Source organism: Deinococcus sp. YIM 77859 (assembly GCF_000745175.1).
Classification (GTDB): Bacteria; Deinococcota; Deinococci; order Deinococcales; family Deinococcaceae; genus Deinococcus.
In genome coordinates this window covers 1,325,001-1,338,395 of sequence record NZ_JQNI01000002.1, presented here as the reverse complement: position 1 = coordinate 1,338,395, position 13,395 = coordinate 1,325,001, and the positions used below count along the sequence as shown (strand labels likewise).

The window sequence follows — 13,395 nt, the reverse complement described above, 5'->3', positions numbered from 1 at the left end:
GTCACCGGTGGTGCTCGTTGGCGAGAGAGGTGTTCACCTGGAAGCCTACACCCGCACTGGGAGCCCGTCAAATAGAATTGCGCCCCCACCCTGAACGTTCTTTTATCGTTGTGGACCTGGGAGACGGAGCCAAGTCCTGTTGCTCTGGTCCGGCGGCCCGCTAGACTCGCCCCCATGAGCGAGCAGGTCAGCGTGGAGCGGGTGCGGGTGGGCGCGGAGGCAGAACTTCCCGAGGGCAGCCAGACCGAGGTGATGGTGAATGGCGTGAGCGTGGTCGTCGTGCGCTACGAGGGCCAGTTCTATGCCCTGCGCAACAACTGCACCCACAAGGACTACCCGTTGCTGGGCGGTGAGGTGAGCCAGGGCCGCATCACCTGCCAGAAGCACGGCGCGAAGTTCGAGCTCAGTACCGGCAAGGCCAAGACGCTGCCCGCCGTGAAACCCGTGAGGATCTACCGAACGCTCGTAGAGGACGGCGAGGTGTATGTGCTCCCGCTCTAGGCGCGTGCGCCCCCACCGGAACATGCCGTCACCGAGCAGCGATGCTGATGGGCGGCGTGACCTGGGGCAAGGAATGGGGGATCAGCGGCCTTTTCTCGTCAGCCGCCACAGCGTCACGGCGTTGGACACAAGCAGCAGCGCGCACAGCAGGGCAAAGGGTACGTCTCCCTTCTGTGCGAAACGGATCGTCAGGATGCCCCAGCCGCACACCAGGGCCGTCACCAGCCAGATGCGCCAGGCGGGGGCGTTCACGGGTTCCTCCGAAGCGACATGCGTCTAGGGTAGCGTGCCGAGCGTCGCGCGCACCGCGGCCTCCGCGTTCAGCAGGCCCCGTCCACAGCTTTTCCGGGGATCGGGGTCGCAGCGGCCTCCGGGAAAGGGGGTGGCCGTGCGCGTGAGGAGGTCGCGGACCTCGGCGGGCGTCAGCGTCGGCTTTAGCCCGAAAAGCAGGCTGGCCACGCCCGCCACGTGGGGCGCAGCGAAACTCGTGCCATTCGGGCTACGCTCTCCAGCCTGACCGCTGACACTGCTGCTCACGATGCCGTGTCCCGGCTCGCCACCGGGCGCGGCCAGGGCCACCCTCGGCCCCCAGTTGGCATACGCGGGCCGCCGCCCGTCTGGAGTCACACTGGTCACCGTCAGGACATTCCGGCACCCGGCGGGCGAGTAGCCGCTCGCGTCCGCCCCGTCGTTCGCAGCTCCGGCGACCACCAGCGCTCCGCTCGCCGTGACCGCGTCCACCGCCGCCTGAATCCGCGCGTCGCAACCGGTCAGGGGAATGAAGTCGGCGTACAGGCTGAGGTTGAGCACCCGGGCCGGGTTGGGATTGGGAGGGGCCCCCGGCACGCTGAGCCCCGCCGCCCAGCGCAGCCCGTCGGCCAGGTCCTGCGGGGCGATCAGGCCGTCTGTTCCCGCGACCCGCACCTGCACCACGCGTGCCTGCGGGTTGATTCCGGCCATCCCCCGGCCGTCGTGCGCGGCACCGATCAGGTTGCCAATCACTTCCGCGTGGTAGGCGAACGGCCCCAAGCCGCTGGCGTCCCGGTCACGCCCGTCACCGTCTCCCGCCCGGGCGGGGTCCGAGACGAAGTCGTAGCCATTGACCACCCGGCCTGCGAGCTCCGGCGAGGGGACGAAGCCCGTGTCCAGCACCGCGACCGTCGTCCGCGCGCCCCGCCCCCCGCTGAGGTGTGCCCAGGCCCCCGGCGCCCGGATCACCGCCAGATTCCACTGCCGGGCGTAGAGGGGATCAGCCGGGCGGTAGGTGGTGGAAACGGTGGGTGCGGGTGAGAGCGGCAGCAGCGGTGGCGCGGGCTGCGGGCGGGCGGGCAGCGGGGTGAGTTCGGGGAGGATGGGAGCGGACGTGCCCGAGGTTGGCGGCAACGCCGGGATGGGCACGACCCGCGGGGCGGCGAGGGCGAGCGTGCCCCCGAGCGCAGCGGTGAGGAGAAGAGGCGGCAGCAGCTTCACCCTGCCAGTCTCGCGCAGTCGCCTGACCGGGGGCTGAGGAGCAATGGGTGAGAAGTCCGGGGGCGTCGCGCTAGCATCCTGCCATGAGGGCACCCCAGGTCATCCCCCGGACGATTCTTCTCACCGGTGCGTCGAGCGGCATCGGGCGGGCCACTGCGGCCGTGCTCGCCTCCCGGGGGCACCGGCTGGTGCTGGCGGCGCGCCGGGCGGAAGCACTCGCCACCCTGGCCCGCGCCCTCGACCCCAGCGGCTCGCGCGTGCTGGCCGTCCCGACCGACGTGACGGATGACGCCTCGCGCCGCGCCCTGGTCGAGGCGGCTCGTGCCCAGTTCGGAATGGTGGACGTGCTGATCAATAACGCGGGCGTGACCGTCGAGCGCGGCTGGTGGTGGGATGATCTCGATCCGCTGCGGGTGCTGCGCGTGAACCTCGAAGCGCCCATCGAGCTCACGCGGCTGGTCCTGCCGCAGATGCGGACGCGGGGAGCCGGACACATCGTCAATATTGGCTCGGTCGCCGGGCGGGTGCCCTTCAACGGCCTGTATTCCGCCAGCAAGTTCGGCTTGCGCGGCTTCTCGCAGGCGCTGCGGCGCGAACTGCTGGGCACGGGCGTAGAGGTCAGCCTCGTCTCGCCCGGCTTCGTGCGCAGCGAGATGACCCGGGCGGCTCGGTTGCCCATGCCCGGGCCGGAGATCGTGGCTCGGGCGGTCGCCGACGTCCTGGAGCGTCCCCAGCGCGAGGTGATCGTTCCGCGGGCCTACCGGCTGCCGGTCCTGCTTGATGCTCTGTTCCCCGGCCTGGTGGACCGGGTGGTGCCGCTCGTCTTCCGCCGCCGGTATGCGCACCGCCGCTGACCCAAAGAGACGAGCGGATAAGGAGGACGGGAGAGGCAGGAGCTGAGGGCCGTGCCGAAACGGCCTTGTGGGCGTCTTCGTCAGCCCGCAGGGGCGTGATTCACCGACCTGGGTCATCCTTGTAGACTGTCCTGTACATGAGTTCCGCCAAGGCCGCCTTCAAGGCGATTCAACCCTCGCTGGAACGGGCGCTGCTGGTTCTTGACCACGCCGTCAGCGGGTACGTGCAGCCCCGCCGAGCGCGCGGCAAGCTGATTCTGCAACCCTACGTGGGCTGGGGCACGCCGGAGAGTGTGGAGCTGACCGGGCGGGTGCTGCTGCCCCGCACCCTCGCTCCTGCCAGAAAGGGTGACCCGCGCTGGCGCAACGTGCGCAACAGCGTGCGCCGCCTGCTCTCGCGGGAGGTGGGCGGGGTGCGCGTGACCGGGACGCTGGGCGGGAGTACGGCGAGCGCGGTGAGTGACAGTGACGGGTACTTCACCCTGGTCTTTGCGCCCGAGTCGCCGCTGGCCGGGGGCTGGCACGAGGCGAGCCTCGCCATTGAGGGCCGTCCGGGCAGTACTCGCGCCCGCGTGCAGGTGGTCGCGGAAGCCCGTTTTGGCATCATCAGCGACCTGGACGACACCGTGATTCAGTCCGATGTGACCAGCCTGCCGCGAATGCTCTACACCAGCCTGACGGGCAACGCCCGCACCCGCTTGCCCTTTCCCGGAGTGGGGGCCCTGTACCGCGCGCTCACCCGCGACGGCGAGCGGCGCAACCCCATCTTCTACGTGTCCAGCAGTCCCTGGAACTTCTTCGACCTGCTGTGGCAGTTTCTGGAGTACCGCCGTATTCCCTTGGGGCCCCTCTTCCTGCGAAACTGGGGAGTTGACCTCCTCAAGGGCCACGGCGGGTACAAGCACGGCGTGATCGAGCGCCTCTTTGCCCGCTTTCCGCACCTCAACTTTGTTCTGGTGGGGGACAGCGGCGAGAAAGATCCCGAGATCTACGCCGAAGTGGTGCGCGCCCACCCTGGCCGCGTGCTGGCCGTGTACATCCGCGACGTGACCGGTGCCGAGCGAGACCAGGGCGTGTTGAGCCTGCGCGAGGAGGTTCGCCGGGCAGGGGTGGACCTGGTGCTTGCGGCCGACAGCCTCAAAGCCGCCAGTCACGCGATGGCGCTGGGCCTGATTACACCCGGCGAACTGCGGAGCGTCCTGACAAGCGTGGCTCGGACCTACGAGACCTGAGGTGAGGACCGCCCTGGCCACCAGCAAGGGGGCCAGAGGTGTGCCCCTGGCCCGCCCTTGGGGGGTGCCTAGCCTTGAGCGCCGCCCCCGTTTCCGCTCCGGCGACCGCGGCGACGGCGACGGCGGCGGTTCTCAGACCCGTCCGCCTGTTCCCCCTGGGCGGCGTCAGGCTGAACGGGGAACTGGGACTGTGCGGCGCGCTGCGGGCGGCCATTCAGGTCGCGGACCGCGCCCCGGTCGTTTCCACCGCGTGAGGTGCCCGGACCGCGGCTCTCCCGCTCCCGGCGCTCGAAGCCGCGGCTGCCCCGGCTGGCTCCCTGATCCTCGTCGGGCGGCAGGTTATCCACCGTCCAGTCACCGAAGTACATACGCTGCACCGTGATGTTCACCGGGCGCAGGTGCTCGTTGCGGGGGCGTTCCAGCGTGATCACGCGCCGCACGCGTCCGCCTCCCTGACGCAGGGGCGTACGGCTGCCCTGACCGCTGCCGTCTCGTCCCGCCGGGTTCCGAGCGCCGCGCCCCTGACCCTGCGGCCGGGTGGGACCGCTTGGCGCAGCGGGCTGGGGGTCTTCCAGCGTGAACCGGCGGGGAGGCGTGCTGCTGACAGTCTGAAGACGCTCGCGTTTTTCTGCTTCGCGGTCCTCGCGGCGGCGTGCGCGGGGCCGGGGGGTATTGCCGTCCATGTCGGTGTCCTCCGGGATGAAGTCGATCTGGCGGGCCAGGGGATTGACCTGGCTGATGGTCACGGTGACGGGGTCACCCAGGCGGAAGATGCGGCCCGTGGAACGGCCCCGCAGCATCTGCGCGTCTTCGAGGTAAACGTAGTAGTCGTCGTCCAGGTGGGAGATGTGCAGCTTGCCCTCCACACCGTTGTCCAGGGCCACAAAAAGCCCGCTGGCCACCACGCCCGATACGTTGCCGGGAAAGGTCTCGCCCAGGTGTTCTTGCGCCCACTTCGCCTGGTAGTACTTCGTGAGGTCACGTTCGGCCTCGGCGGCGGCCCGCTCGCGCTCGGAGGTGTGCTCGCCCATGCCGGGAAGGCGGGAGCGCAGCGCTCCTACGGCCCGGCTTCCGGCCGTCAGGTCGCCCGACAGCACCGCCTTGAGCACCCGGTGCACAAGCAGATCCGGATAACGGCGGATGGGCGAGGTGAAGTGGAGGTACTCGTCGAAGGCAAGGCCGAAGTGCCCCAAGTTCTCCTCCGCGTACTTCGCCTGCTGCATGCTTCTGAGAAGCAGCGTGTTGACGACGCCTTCGCGCGGCGTGCCCCGCACGGCCTTGAGGACCGCCTGGTACGCCTGCGGGGTGGGCTCTCCACCGGGAAAGGCAAGGCCCAGCCGCCCGAGCGCGTTGCTGGTTTCTTGGAACTTCTGGAGGGTGGGTTCCTCGTGAACGCGGAAGAGGGTGGGAATCTCGCGCTCGATCAGGTAGTGCGCGACCACCTTATTGGCGAGGAGCATCAGGTCCTCGATCATGCCGCGGGCGGTTTCCTCGCGGATGGGGATCAGGTCCATGCGCCCGTCCGGACCGACGTCCACCTTCACCTCACGCAGCTTGAAGTCGAGGGAGCCCTCGCGCAGCCGCTTCTGACGCAGCTTGGTCGTCATCTTGAGCAGCAGGTGCAGGTCGCCTTCGAGGTGCCGCGCGTGTTCGGGCAGCGTGGCGGTGCCCTCCGAGTACGCCTGCACCTCGTCGTAGGTGAGGCGCGCCTTGGAGCGGATCACGCTGGGCATGAGTTTGACGTCCAAGACGTCGCCTTCGGCAGAGAGCTCCACCCACGCCGTCACAGTCAGGCGGTCCTCATGGGGCACCAGGCTGCACACGCCGTTGCTGAGGTGCTCGGGCAGCATGGGCAGGACGCGGCCCGGCAGGTACACGCTCGTCGCCCGCGCGTACGCTTCCTTGTCGAGCGGCGTGCCCTCGCGCACATAGTGGCTTACATCCGCGATATGAATGCCCACCACAAAGGTGCCTTCCGGTGTGGGCTGGATATGAATGGCGTCGTCGAAATCCTTGGCATCCCGTCCGTCCACCGTAAAGATGTTGAAGTCACGCAGGTCCAGGCGACCGACAAGCGCCTCTGCCGGAATCTGCGCCGGAATAGCCTGCGCCTCGGCGAGCACGTCCTCTGGGAACTCGCCGCGCAGGCCGTACTTCACGATCACAGCTTCCGTCTCGGTGGCCGGGTCGTCCTGCTCGCCCAGCACGCGGGCAACCTGGCCAAAGACCTCATCCTCACCGGTCTGCTCGGGCCAGAACAGCTCGGCCACGACGCGCGTCCCGCTGTGTAGGCCCTCAAGCCCCTCGGGCAGCAGCAGAATGCGGTGCCGAGCACGGGGGTCGTCGGCCTTGAGAATGGGGTGGCCCTTGCTGAATTCCAGCGTTCCGACGAGTTGCCGGTACGCGCGCCGCACGATTCGCACGACCGAGGCGCGGGGGCTCCCGTCGCCCCGCTGGCCCCGCCGCGGACCGTTGCTGCGTCCGGTGTCGCCCCGGCCCTCCATGCGGACGAGCACGGTGTCCCCGTTCCAGGCTTCCAGGGTGTCTTCGGGCGCGATATAGAAGTCTTCGCCGCCACTGTCGGGAATCACGAAGCCAAAGCCCGCCGCCGACGCCTGGAAGCGCCCGCGCACCAGGCTCATCGCTTCCGGCAGCCCGTAGGTACGCCTGCGGGTGCGAATCACCTCGCCCGAACGGGTCAGGTCGTCCAGCAGCGTTTCTAGGTCTCGCCAGCCCCCCAGCCGGTCGAGCATCTGCCGGGTAAAGGTACGCTCGAGGTCACGCACGTGAATCGGACGGCCCAGCCTGCGAAGCTGCGCGACCACCAGGTCACGAGCGGGGTTCTGTTCGCCTTCCGGGACGGCTTCCGGCTCGTCCTGCGCCTCCGCGGTCAGGGCCTCAGGTTCGGCACGGACTTCGGCCGCTGCTCGTGCTTCGCGCTTCGGCTTGCGGTTGCGGCGGCTGTCGCGGGCAGGAAGGTCCACCTGCTCGACAAGCGGCGTGTCCACCACCGGTTCGGGCGTGTCCGCCTGGCCGTTGCCCGTGACCGTCAGCACGGGCTCGGCGACACTGGCTTCCGGGGAGGTGTCCTCGACCGCGACGGGCTCCACGCCACCCAGGACCTCTGCCAGGGGCACCTCTTCCGGGGCCGCTTCGACTTCGGGGGCGGGTGTCTCCTCGGCGGGCGCGGCCTCGGCCGTCTTCGGCCTACGCCCCCGCCGCCGCTTGGGCACCTCGAGCAGAACCGGGTCGGTGGGTTCCGCGACGGGCGGCAGCACCTCGGGGGCCGCGGTCGCCTCGGCCTTCGGCTTGCGGCCGCGCCGGGTGTTCGTGGGGGCCGGCTGTTCTTCTGTTCCTGTAGCCTCCGCCGTCACGGTTTCTGTAGGGGTCGTCTTCGGCTCGCTGCCGCCCTGCGCCCTGCGTCCCCGGCGAGCCGGTGCTTTGGGGGAAGGGGCTGCGCTGGCCTCTGCCTGGGGTTCCGCCTTCGGCTTGCGCCCTCGGCGGGGCTTGGCAGCGGCGGCCTCTTGCAGGGCCGGCGCTGGGGCGGCTCGGGTCTGGCGCGTGCGTTTGGGGGCGGCCGGCGTCGTGCCCGCCGCGGAAAGAGTCGCTCCATGGCCTTCGGAAGCGGGGGGCGTGTCGGCCCCAGCTCGGCTCCCGGTGTTCACTTGTTCGTCGGAGGGGGTGAGGTCTTGCCGTTCATCCTGCACCGCCTGCTCCTTTTTTGCTCTCGGCATTCCTCACCTGTCAGGACGCCCGTGGGATGTTCTCGTGTAGGACGCGGGGCGCGCGGGGACCATTCGGGCGCATGCACGCTCACCTTGGCATGGTCGTGGCCCCAGCTCGGGCATCTCACCCACGGGGTAGAGGGGTCGCTTGTCTCGGGCGGCGTCCGGCCCGCCTCCCTGGGCGGAGCGGGGGCGCTGTCCTGTTGCCCGGCAGCAAGCAGAGTCTATCACGTGTTCCCGTGAGGCAGGCCGCAGGGGAACGCCCCTAGTCTGGCACGACGAGTTCGGTCTCTGGTATGGTGCCGCGCTTCGGCAGCTCGGCCGTGCCGGTAAGGGGGGCATGGTCACTCAGGCGCGCTTCCCGGTCCACCCAGAGGTCCCGGAGCCGCACGCCCGCCGCGAGCAGGTAGTCGATTCGCCAGCCCACGTCTTTCACGTAGGCATTCCCGCGCTGACTCCACCAGGTGTACTCCGCGTGGTCCCCTAGCTGCGCCCGGTGCGTGTCGGTGAGGCCAGCGGCGAGGTGCGCCGTCATCCACGCGCGCTCGTGCGGAAGAAAGCCGCTGTTTTTCCGGTTTCCGCGCCAGTTTTTCAGGTCCACCTCCTGATGGGCCACGTTGTAGTCTCCACCGATCACGAGGGGCAAGCCTTCTGCGAGCCTCCCCACCGTCCAGGCGTGGTAGTCCCCCAGCACCCGGTCCTTGAAGCTCTGGCGCTCCGGCCTGCTGCTGCCGCTGGGTAGGTACACGCTCGCAAACCGCACGCCCTGCACCACGGCGCTCAGCACGCGGCCTTCTTGGTCCATCTCCTCGTGGCCCATGCCGACCCGCACGTCCGACAGGGGGTGCAGACTCAGCAGGGCCACGCCGCTGTACCCGGCCTTTTGGGCTGGAAACCACGCCCCCGCGTAGCCCAGCCCGGCCAGCGCCTCCGGCATGGGATCCGCGCGGATCTCCTGAAGCAGCAGCACGTCGGGCCGCTCACGCGCTACCCAGCCTTCGAGCCCCCGCCGCAGGGCGCTGCGCAGGCCGTTGACATTCAGCGTCGTGACCTTGAGGGTGGTGGGCGCGGCCGCGGGCATCGGCGGGAGAATACGGCATTGGGAAGCCGTTCAAGAAATGCTCAGACTCTTCGTGGGTGGGGTACACCGGACGTCCGTTACGCTGTTCGTATCATGGCTGAGATCAAGTTCCGCAACGAGAGAGACGGCAGCGAGTACCAGATGACCCATCCCCGAGCGGCGCGGGTGCTCGCCGATGTGCAGGCCTGGGCGGACAAGAATGGCTTTGAGCACCTCACCTTTTGGCGCGATCAAGAGGACGAACACAAGCTGTGGGTCCAGCTTGGCGAGGACCGCCTGAACTACTGGATGCACGACAGCACCTTCACCGAAGGCCGGTCCGAGACCGTCGAGATGCAGCTGGACTACGCGCGGGGAGCGCAGCGCCGCAGCGCCGCGGGATACGACAAGTTTGACCGGTGACCGCCCCGCGGAGACTGCTTGCCCCCACAGCTTAAGGCCCTTTTCGCGCGGCAAAAGCCTGAACTCACTGTGGCAGGCGGAAATCTATCCATCCTTTAGTTGGGAAGAAGGCTCACGTTTTGTGGCCGGGGGACGGGACAGAGTTGCTTGTGTCGGTTGCAGGGTGGTGAGGAAGGTTACGGTTCTCATCACTCCACGGTGAAGGCCTCTCTGTTCTCGAAAGCAGGTACCCTATGAAACTTTCCAACGTCATGTACATCCTCGGGTTTGCTTCCATTCTGGTGTCTGCGGGCAGCTTCGTGGGGGGCAAGGCTGACGGCGGCCCTGGCGACAAGACCGGCGAGGAAAAGCAGCGCAGCGGTCTTTTCGTCGGCTTCTGGCCGCCCACGTTCTTCATTCTGGGCAAGATCATCGAGGACCGCGAAAACAAGGGTCAGAACATTCTGACGGGCGAATAAGCCCAAGCAGGTCTGGGGGACGTGGGTCAGTGCCCACGTCCCCCGCTTGTTGTTCCAACCAGAGCCTGGGGCGGAGGCTAGACCTCCAGGCGGGTCTTGAGGAAGTTCGTCAGCACCGCGCCCCGCTTGTAGAAGGGATTCTCCATAATCTTGATGTAGAGCGGAATGGTCGTCTTTGGCCCCTGGATGACGGTTTCTTCCAGGGCGCGCTTCATTCGCGCGATGGCGTCTTGCCGGGTGTCGTGGTGCACGATCAGCTTGCCGATGAGGGAATCGTAGTGCGGGGGGATCACGTACCCCGTGTAGGCGTGGCTGTCCACACGCACGCCGGGGCCGCCTGCGAAGTGCACGTCGTCGATTCGACCTGCGGCCGGGCGAAAGTCCTTGTCGGGGTCTTCGGCGTTGATGCGGCATTCGATGGCGTGACCGCGCAGCTTGATGTCCTCCTGCCGGAGGGAGAGGCCCTCGCCGGCCGCGATCTGAAGCTGAAGCTTCACGAAGTCCAGGCCGGAAATCATCTCCGAAACGGTGTGCTCCACCTGGATGCGCGTGTTCATCTCCATGAAGTAGTAGTTGCCGTCACGGTCCACGATGAATTCCAGCGTGCCCGCCCCGGCGTAGTTGACGTGCTTGGCCAGACGCACGCCCGCATCCAGGATCTCTTGGCGCAGCGACTCGGGCAGGGTGGAGGGCGCTTCCTCGATCAGCTTCTGATTGCGGCGCTGAATGGAGCAGTCACGTTCCCCGATATGGATCACGTGGCCCTGGCCGTCGCCCATCACCTGCACCTCGACGTGCCGGAACTCCTCCAGGAATTTCTCCATGATGATCGCCGGGTCACCGAAGTACAGCCGCGCCTCCTCCTGGGCTTGACCAAAGGCGCTGCGCAACTCCTCCTGGGTGCGAACCACCTTCTGCCCGCGGCCACCGCCGCCCGCCGACGCCTTGAGCAGCACCGGATAGCCGATCTGCTTGGCGGCCAGCAGGGCGTCCTCCACGCTTCCGAGGACCCCTGTTCCCGGCACCGTCGGCACGTTGCTTTGCCGCGCGATCTCGCGCCCGCCCGCCTTGCTTCCCAGCGCCCGCATGGATTCGGGCGTCGGCCCGATAAACACCAGACCGTGTTCGCGACACATCTCGGCGAAGTCGGGGTTTTCCGCCATGAAGCCGTAGCCGGGGTGCACCGCCTCTGCGCCCGTCATCAGGGCCGCCGAGAGGATGTTGGGAATGTTCAGGTAGCTGGCGTTGGAGGCGGGCGGCCCCACGCACACCGATTCGTCGGCCAGCAGCACCGGCAGGCTTTTTTCATCGGCGGTGGAGTACACCACGACCGTCTTGATGCCCATCTCCCGCGCGGTGCGAATCACGCGCAGGGCGATCTCGCCGCGGTTGGCGATCAGGATTTTTTTGAACATGTTGGCTCCGGCAAGGGGTGAGGTCGGCTTTGATCCCTCACGCCTCATTCAATGATGAAGAGCGTCTGCCCGTACTCGACCGGCTCGGCGTTTTTCACCAGAATCTCGCGCACCGTGCCGCCCACCTCGGCCTCGATCTCGTTCATCAGCTTCATCGCCTCGATGATGCACAGGACCTGTCCAGGGCTCACGGTATCGCCCACCTTCACGTAGGGCGGAGCATCCGGGGAGGACGCCGCGTAGAAGGTCCCGACGATGGGCGCCTTGACGGGCGTGCCCTTGCTCGTGCTTTTGGGCGCTTCTGCAGTCTGCTCGGCAGCAGGCGCGGGGGCGGCCGGCAGTTCGGCGGCGGGCGCGGCGGGTGCCGGAGCGCTGACCGGGGCCGGAGCCGGTTGGAAGCTGGGTGCGGGCAGCGGCGCGCTCTGGACGCTCTGGACCGCTGCGGGACTGCTCACCGCAACCGGGCCGCGTTTGAGGTCCAGGGCAAAGCTGCCGGTCGTCAGGCTAAACTCGCGCACGTCGGCAGCGCTGAGGGCATCGAGAATCTTTTTGAGATCGTCTGGGTTCATGGTCCCTCCTGATGAAGTGAAATCTGCTGCGCCCATCATGCCGTGAGAGAGACAGACCAGGCTGTTACCCGCTCCCGAACGGTCGTTAGGCTGAACTGAGTCTAACTGCAAAAGCGAACGCCGCCCCAGACCGGCTGGGAGCGGCGTCGGGCGCGGTCATCAGGCGCGGCTGAGGTACTGGCCGGTGCGGGTATCGACCTTCACGTCGGTGCCCTGCTCGACAAAGAGGGGCACCTGCACGACGGCGCCGGTTTCCAGGGTGGCGGGTTTGGTGCCGCCCGAGACGGTATCGCCGCGCACCCCGGGGTCGGTCTGCACGATCTTGAGAATCACCTGGTTGGGGAGGGTGATGCTCAGGGGCTTGTCACCGTACATCGCCACTTCCACCTCGGTGTTCTCCTTCATGAACTTGGCGGCGTCTCCAACCAGACTGGGGGGCAGGTACACCTGATCAAAGGTCTCCAGGTCCATAAAGACGTAGTCCTGACCGTCCTTGTAGAGGTACTGCATCTTTTTGCCCTCTACATAGATGTCCTGGAGCTTCTCGCCGCTGTTAAAGGTGCGGTCCACGATGGCCCCGGTTTCCATGTTGCGGAACTTGGTCACCACCTTGGCGCCGCCGCGTCCCATCTTGAGGTGGGAGTACTCCAGGCACTCCCACAGCCCGCCGTCCATCTCCACCTTGGTGCCGTTGCGCAGTTCAGTCACGCTGATCATGGGTTCTCCTTTTTCACAGGGGCAAGTTTCACCGGGGCAAGCGCCGTACCAGCCCGCCGCGCGGCAACAGGCACGATTCTAGCAGAGGGGAGAGAGGGCCGAAAACCACACCCGCTCCAAGTTTTGCTACACTGCCAGGGTTGCTTGGCCCCCGCCCACGCCGCCTTCCCCGGCCGGCGCGGCGCGCCCGAGGCGGCCAAAGCCTTCCCGGAGGAAAAACAGCACATGGAACTAAGAGCCACCCCCCGCAAGAGCCAGGAGAAGCTGGCACCCGGTATGATTCCCGCCGTCGCCTACAGCAAGGAGAAGAACGTCACCTTTGCCATCGAGCGCAAGGCGTTTGACCGCGCCTTCCGTCAGCAGGGCACGACCGGCCTCTTTGACATCGTGATCGAGGGTGGCGAGACCTTCCCCGCGCTGGTCAAGACCGTGCAGATGGACAAGCGCCGCCGCGAGGCCATCCACGCCGACTTCTACATGGTGACCTACGGCCAACCTGTCGAGGTTACCGTGCCCGTCCACACCACCGGCAAGGCTCAGGGTGAGATTCAGGGCGGCCTGGTGGATGTGGTTGTGCATAACCTGAACGTCATCGCCCCCGGCCCGCGCCGTATCCCCCAGGAAATCACGGTGGACGTCACTGCCCTGAATATCGGTGACCACGTCACGGCTGGGCAGATCAAGCTGCCCGAGGGCGTCAAGCTCGCCGTGGAAGAGGACCTGGTGGTGATCAGCGTGCTGCCGCCCCGCCTCACCGCCGAGGAGCTTGCCGCCGAGCAGCAGGCGGCGCAGGTCGCTGGCTTGGTCGCGGCGGGTGAGATCTCGCCCGAGGCGGCTGAAGCTGTGCTGGAGGGTGCGGCCAGCGTTGAAGAGGTCAAGACGGAGAGCCAGGCCCAGCAGGACACCGAAGAGGCGAGCGAGCGGGCCAATCAGGGCCAGTAAGCCGCAGGCACCCAGGGCCGGGACTCCCG

The 13,395-nt window shown here is 67.6% G+C and carries 13 protein-coding genes; 6 read left to right on the top strand and 7 right to left on the bottom strand.

Features of this window, described 5'->3' with window-relative positions; all coding sequences use genetic code 11:
• Nucleotides 1-174: 174 nt before the first annotated feature.
• On the top strand, nt 175-501 hold the full coding sequence (locus tag EI73_RS06650) for a non-heme iron oxygenase ferredoxin subunit (protein ID WP_034385321.1): 327 nt from the start codon (nt 175-177) through the stop codon (nt 499-501).
• Nucleotides 502-582: 81 nt separating this feature from the next.
• Here the strand turns inward: EI73_RS06650 and EI73_RS16510 are convergent, their stop codons facing one another.
• Nucleotides 583-753 carry a hypothetical protein gene (locus EI73_RS16510; RefSeq protein WP_197050747.1) on the bottom strand — a complete coding sequence of 57 codons (171 nt, stop codon included), beginning with the start codon at nt 751-753 and terminating at the stop codon, nt 583-585.
• 24 nt (nt 754-777) lie between these two features.
• Entirely contained in the window at nt 778-1,971 is a 1,194-nt protein-coding gene (locus tag EI73_RS06645) for a S8 family serine peptidase (protein ID WP_034385318.1), read from the bottom strand.
• A gap of 83 nt (nt 1,972-2,054) precedes the next feature.
• On the opposite strand from EI73_RS06645, the gene EI73_RS06640 reads away from it, so the two are divergent.
• Both EI73_RS06640 and EI73_RS06635 read left to right on the top strand, forming a co-directional pair.
• Nucleotides 2,055-2,825: an SDR family oxidoreductase gene (locus EI73_RS06640; RefSeq protein ID WP_034385316.1), complete on the top strand. Its 771-nt coding sequence runs from the start codon at nt 2,055-2,057 to the stop codon at nt 2,823-2,825.
• A gap of 137 nt (nt 2,826-2,962) precedes the next feature.
• Nucleotides 2,963-4,057: an App1 family protein gene (locus EI73_RS06635; protein ID WP_034385313.1), complete on the top strand. Its 1,095-nt coding sequence runs from the start codon at nt 2,963-2,965 to the stop codon at nt 4,055-4,057.
• Between the two features lie 68 nt (nt 4,058-4,125).
• Here the strand turns inward: EI73_RS06635 and rnr are convergent, their stop codons facing one another.
• Nucleotides 4,126-7,431 carry a ribonuclease R gene (rnr, locus tag EI73_RS06630; protein WP_034385312.1) on the bottom strand — a complete coding sequence of 1,102 codons (3,306 nt, stop codon included), beginning with the start codon at nt 7,429-7,431 and terminating at the stop codon, nt 4,126-4,128.
• A 616-nt stretch (nt 7,432-8,047) separates the two neighbouring features.
• The gene (locus EI73_RS06620) at nt 8,048-8,863 is read right to left on the bottom strand and encodes an exodeoxyribonuclease III (RefSeq protein WP_051935435.1); all 816 of its coding nucleotides are present in this window, start codon (nt 8,861-8,863) and stop codon (nt 8,048-8,050) included.
• 93 nt (nt 8,864-8,956) lie between these two features.
• On the opposite strand from EI73_RS06620, the gene EI73_RS06615 reads away from it, so the two are divergent.
• A complete protein-coding gene (locus EI73_RS06615) occupies nt 8,957-9,265 on the top strand; it encodes a hypothetical protein (RefSeq protein WP_034385310.1) in 309 nt (102 codons plus the stop codon).
• A gap of 233 nt (nt 9,266-9,498) precedes the next feature.
• On the top strand, nt 9,499-9,723 hold the full coding sequence (locus EI73_RS06610) for a hypothetical protein (RefSeq protein WP_034385309.1): 225 nt from the start codon (nt 9,499-9,501) through the stop codon (nt 9,721-9,723).
• A 77-nt stretch (nt 9,724-9,800) separates the two neighbouring features.
• Here EI73_RS06610 and accC read toward each other — a convergent pair whose 3' ends face one another.
• The 3 genes from accC to efp form a co-directional block, all read right to left on the bottom strand.
• Nucleotides 9,801-11,138, bottom strand: coding sequence for an acetyl-CoA carboxylase biotin carboxylase subunit (accC, locus tag EI73_RS06605; protein WP_034385308.1), 1,338 nt, complete (start codon nt 11,136-11,138; stop codon nt 9,801-9,803).
• A gap of 44 nt (nt 11,139-11,182) precedes the next feature.
• The gene (accB, locus tag EI73_RS06600) at nt 11,183-11,707 is read right to left on the bottom strand and encodes an acetyl-CoA carboxylase biotin carboxyl carrier protein (RefSeq protein ID WP_034385307.1); all 525 of its coding nucleotides are present in this window, start codon (nt 11,705-11,707) and stop codon (nt 11,183-11,185) included.
• Between the two features lie 159 nt (nt 11,708-11,866).
• The gene (gene efp / locus EI73_RS06595) at nt 11,867-12,424 is read right to left on the bottom strand and encodes an elongation factor P (RefSeq protein WP_034385306.1); all 558 of its coding nucleotides are present in this window, start codon (nt 12,422-12,424) and stop codon (nt 11,867-11,869) included.
• 225 nt (nt 12,425-12,649) lie between these two features.
• Here efp and EI73_RS06590 point away from each other — a divergent pair, with 225 nt between their 5' ends.
• Entirely contained in the window at nt 12,650-13,366 is a 717-nt protein-coding gene (locus EI73_RS06590) for a 50S ribosomal protein L25/general stress protein Ctc (protein ID WP_034387866.1), read from the top strand.
• Nucleotides 13,367-13,395 lie beyond the last annotated feature (29 nt).

Bases quoted from the DNA above. Each gene is read 5' to 3' on its own strand.
- accC (WP_034385308.1), bottom strand. From the start codon at position 11,138: ATGTTCAAAAAAATCCTGATCGCCAACCGCGGCGAGATCGCCCTGCGC.
- EI73_RS06610 (WP_034385309.1), top strand. From the start codon at position 9,499: ATGAAACTTTCCAACGTCATGTACATCCTCGGGTTTGCTTCCATTCTG.
- EI73_RS06590 (WP_034387866.1), top strand. From the start codon at position 12,650: ATGGAACTAAGAGCCACCCCCCGCAAGAGCCAGGAGAAGCTGGCACCC.
- EI73_RS06620 (WP_051935435.1), bottom strand. From the start codon at position 8,863: ATGCCCGCGGCCGCGCCCACCACCCTCAAGGTCACGACGCTGAATGTC.
- EI73_RS06640 (WP_034385316.1), top strand. From the start codon at position 2,055: ATGAGGGCACCCCAGGTCATCCCCCGGACGATTCTTCTCACCGGTGCG.
- EI73_RS06615 (WP_034385310.1), top strand. From the start codon at position 8,957: ATGGCTGAGATCAAGTTCCGCAACGAGAGAGACGGCAGCGAGTACCAG.
- EI73_RS06635 (WP_034385313.1), top strand. From the start codon at position 2,963: ATGAGTTCCGCCAAGGCCGCCTTCAAGGCGATTCAACCCTCGCTGGAA.
- accB (WP_034385307.1), bottom strand. From the start codon at position 11,707: ATGAACCCAGACGATCTCAAAAAGATTCTCGATGCCCTCAGCGCTGCC.
- efp (WP_034385306.1), bottom strand. From the start codon at position 12,424: ATGATCAGCGTGACTGAACTGCGCAACGGCACCAAGGTGGAGATGGAC.
- EI73_RS06650 (WP_034385321.1), top strand. From the start codon at position 175: ATGAGCGAGCAGGTCAGCGTGGAGCGGGTGCGGGTGGGCGCGGAGGCA.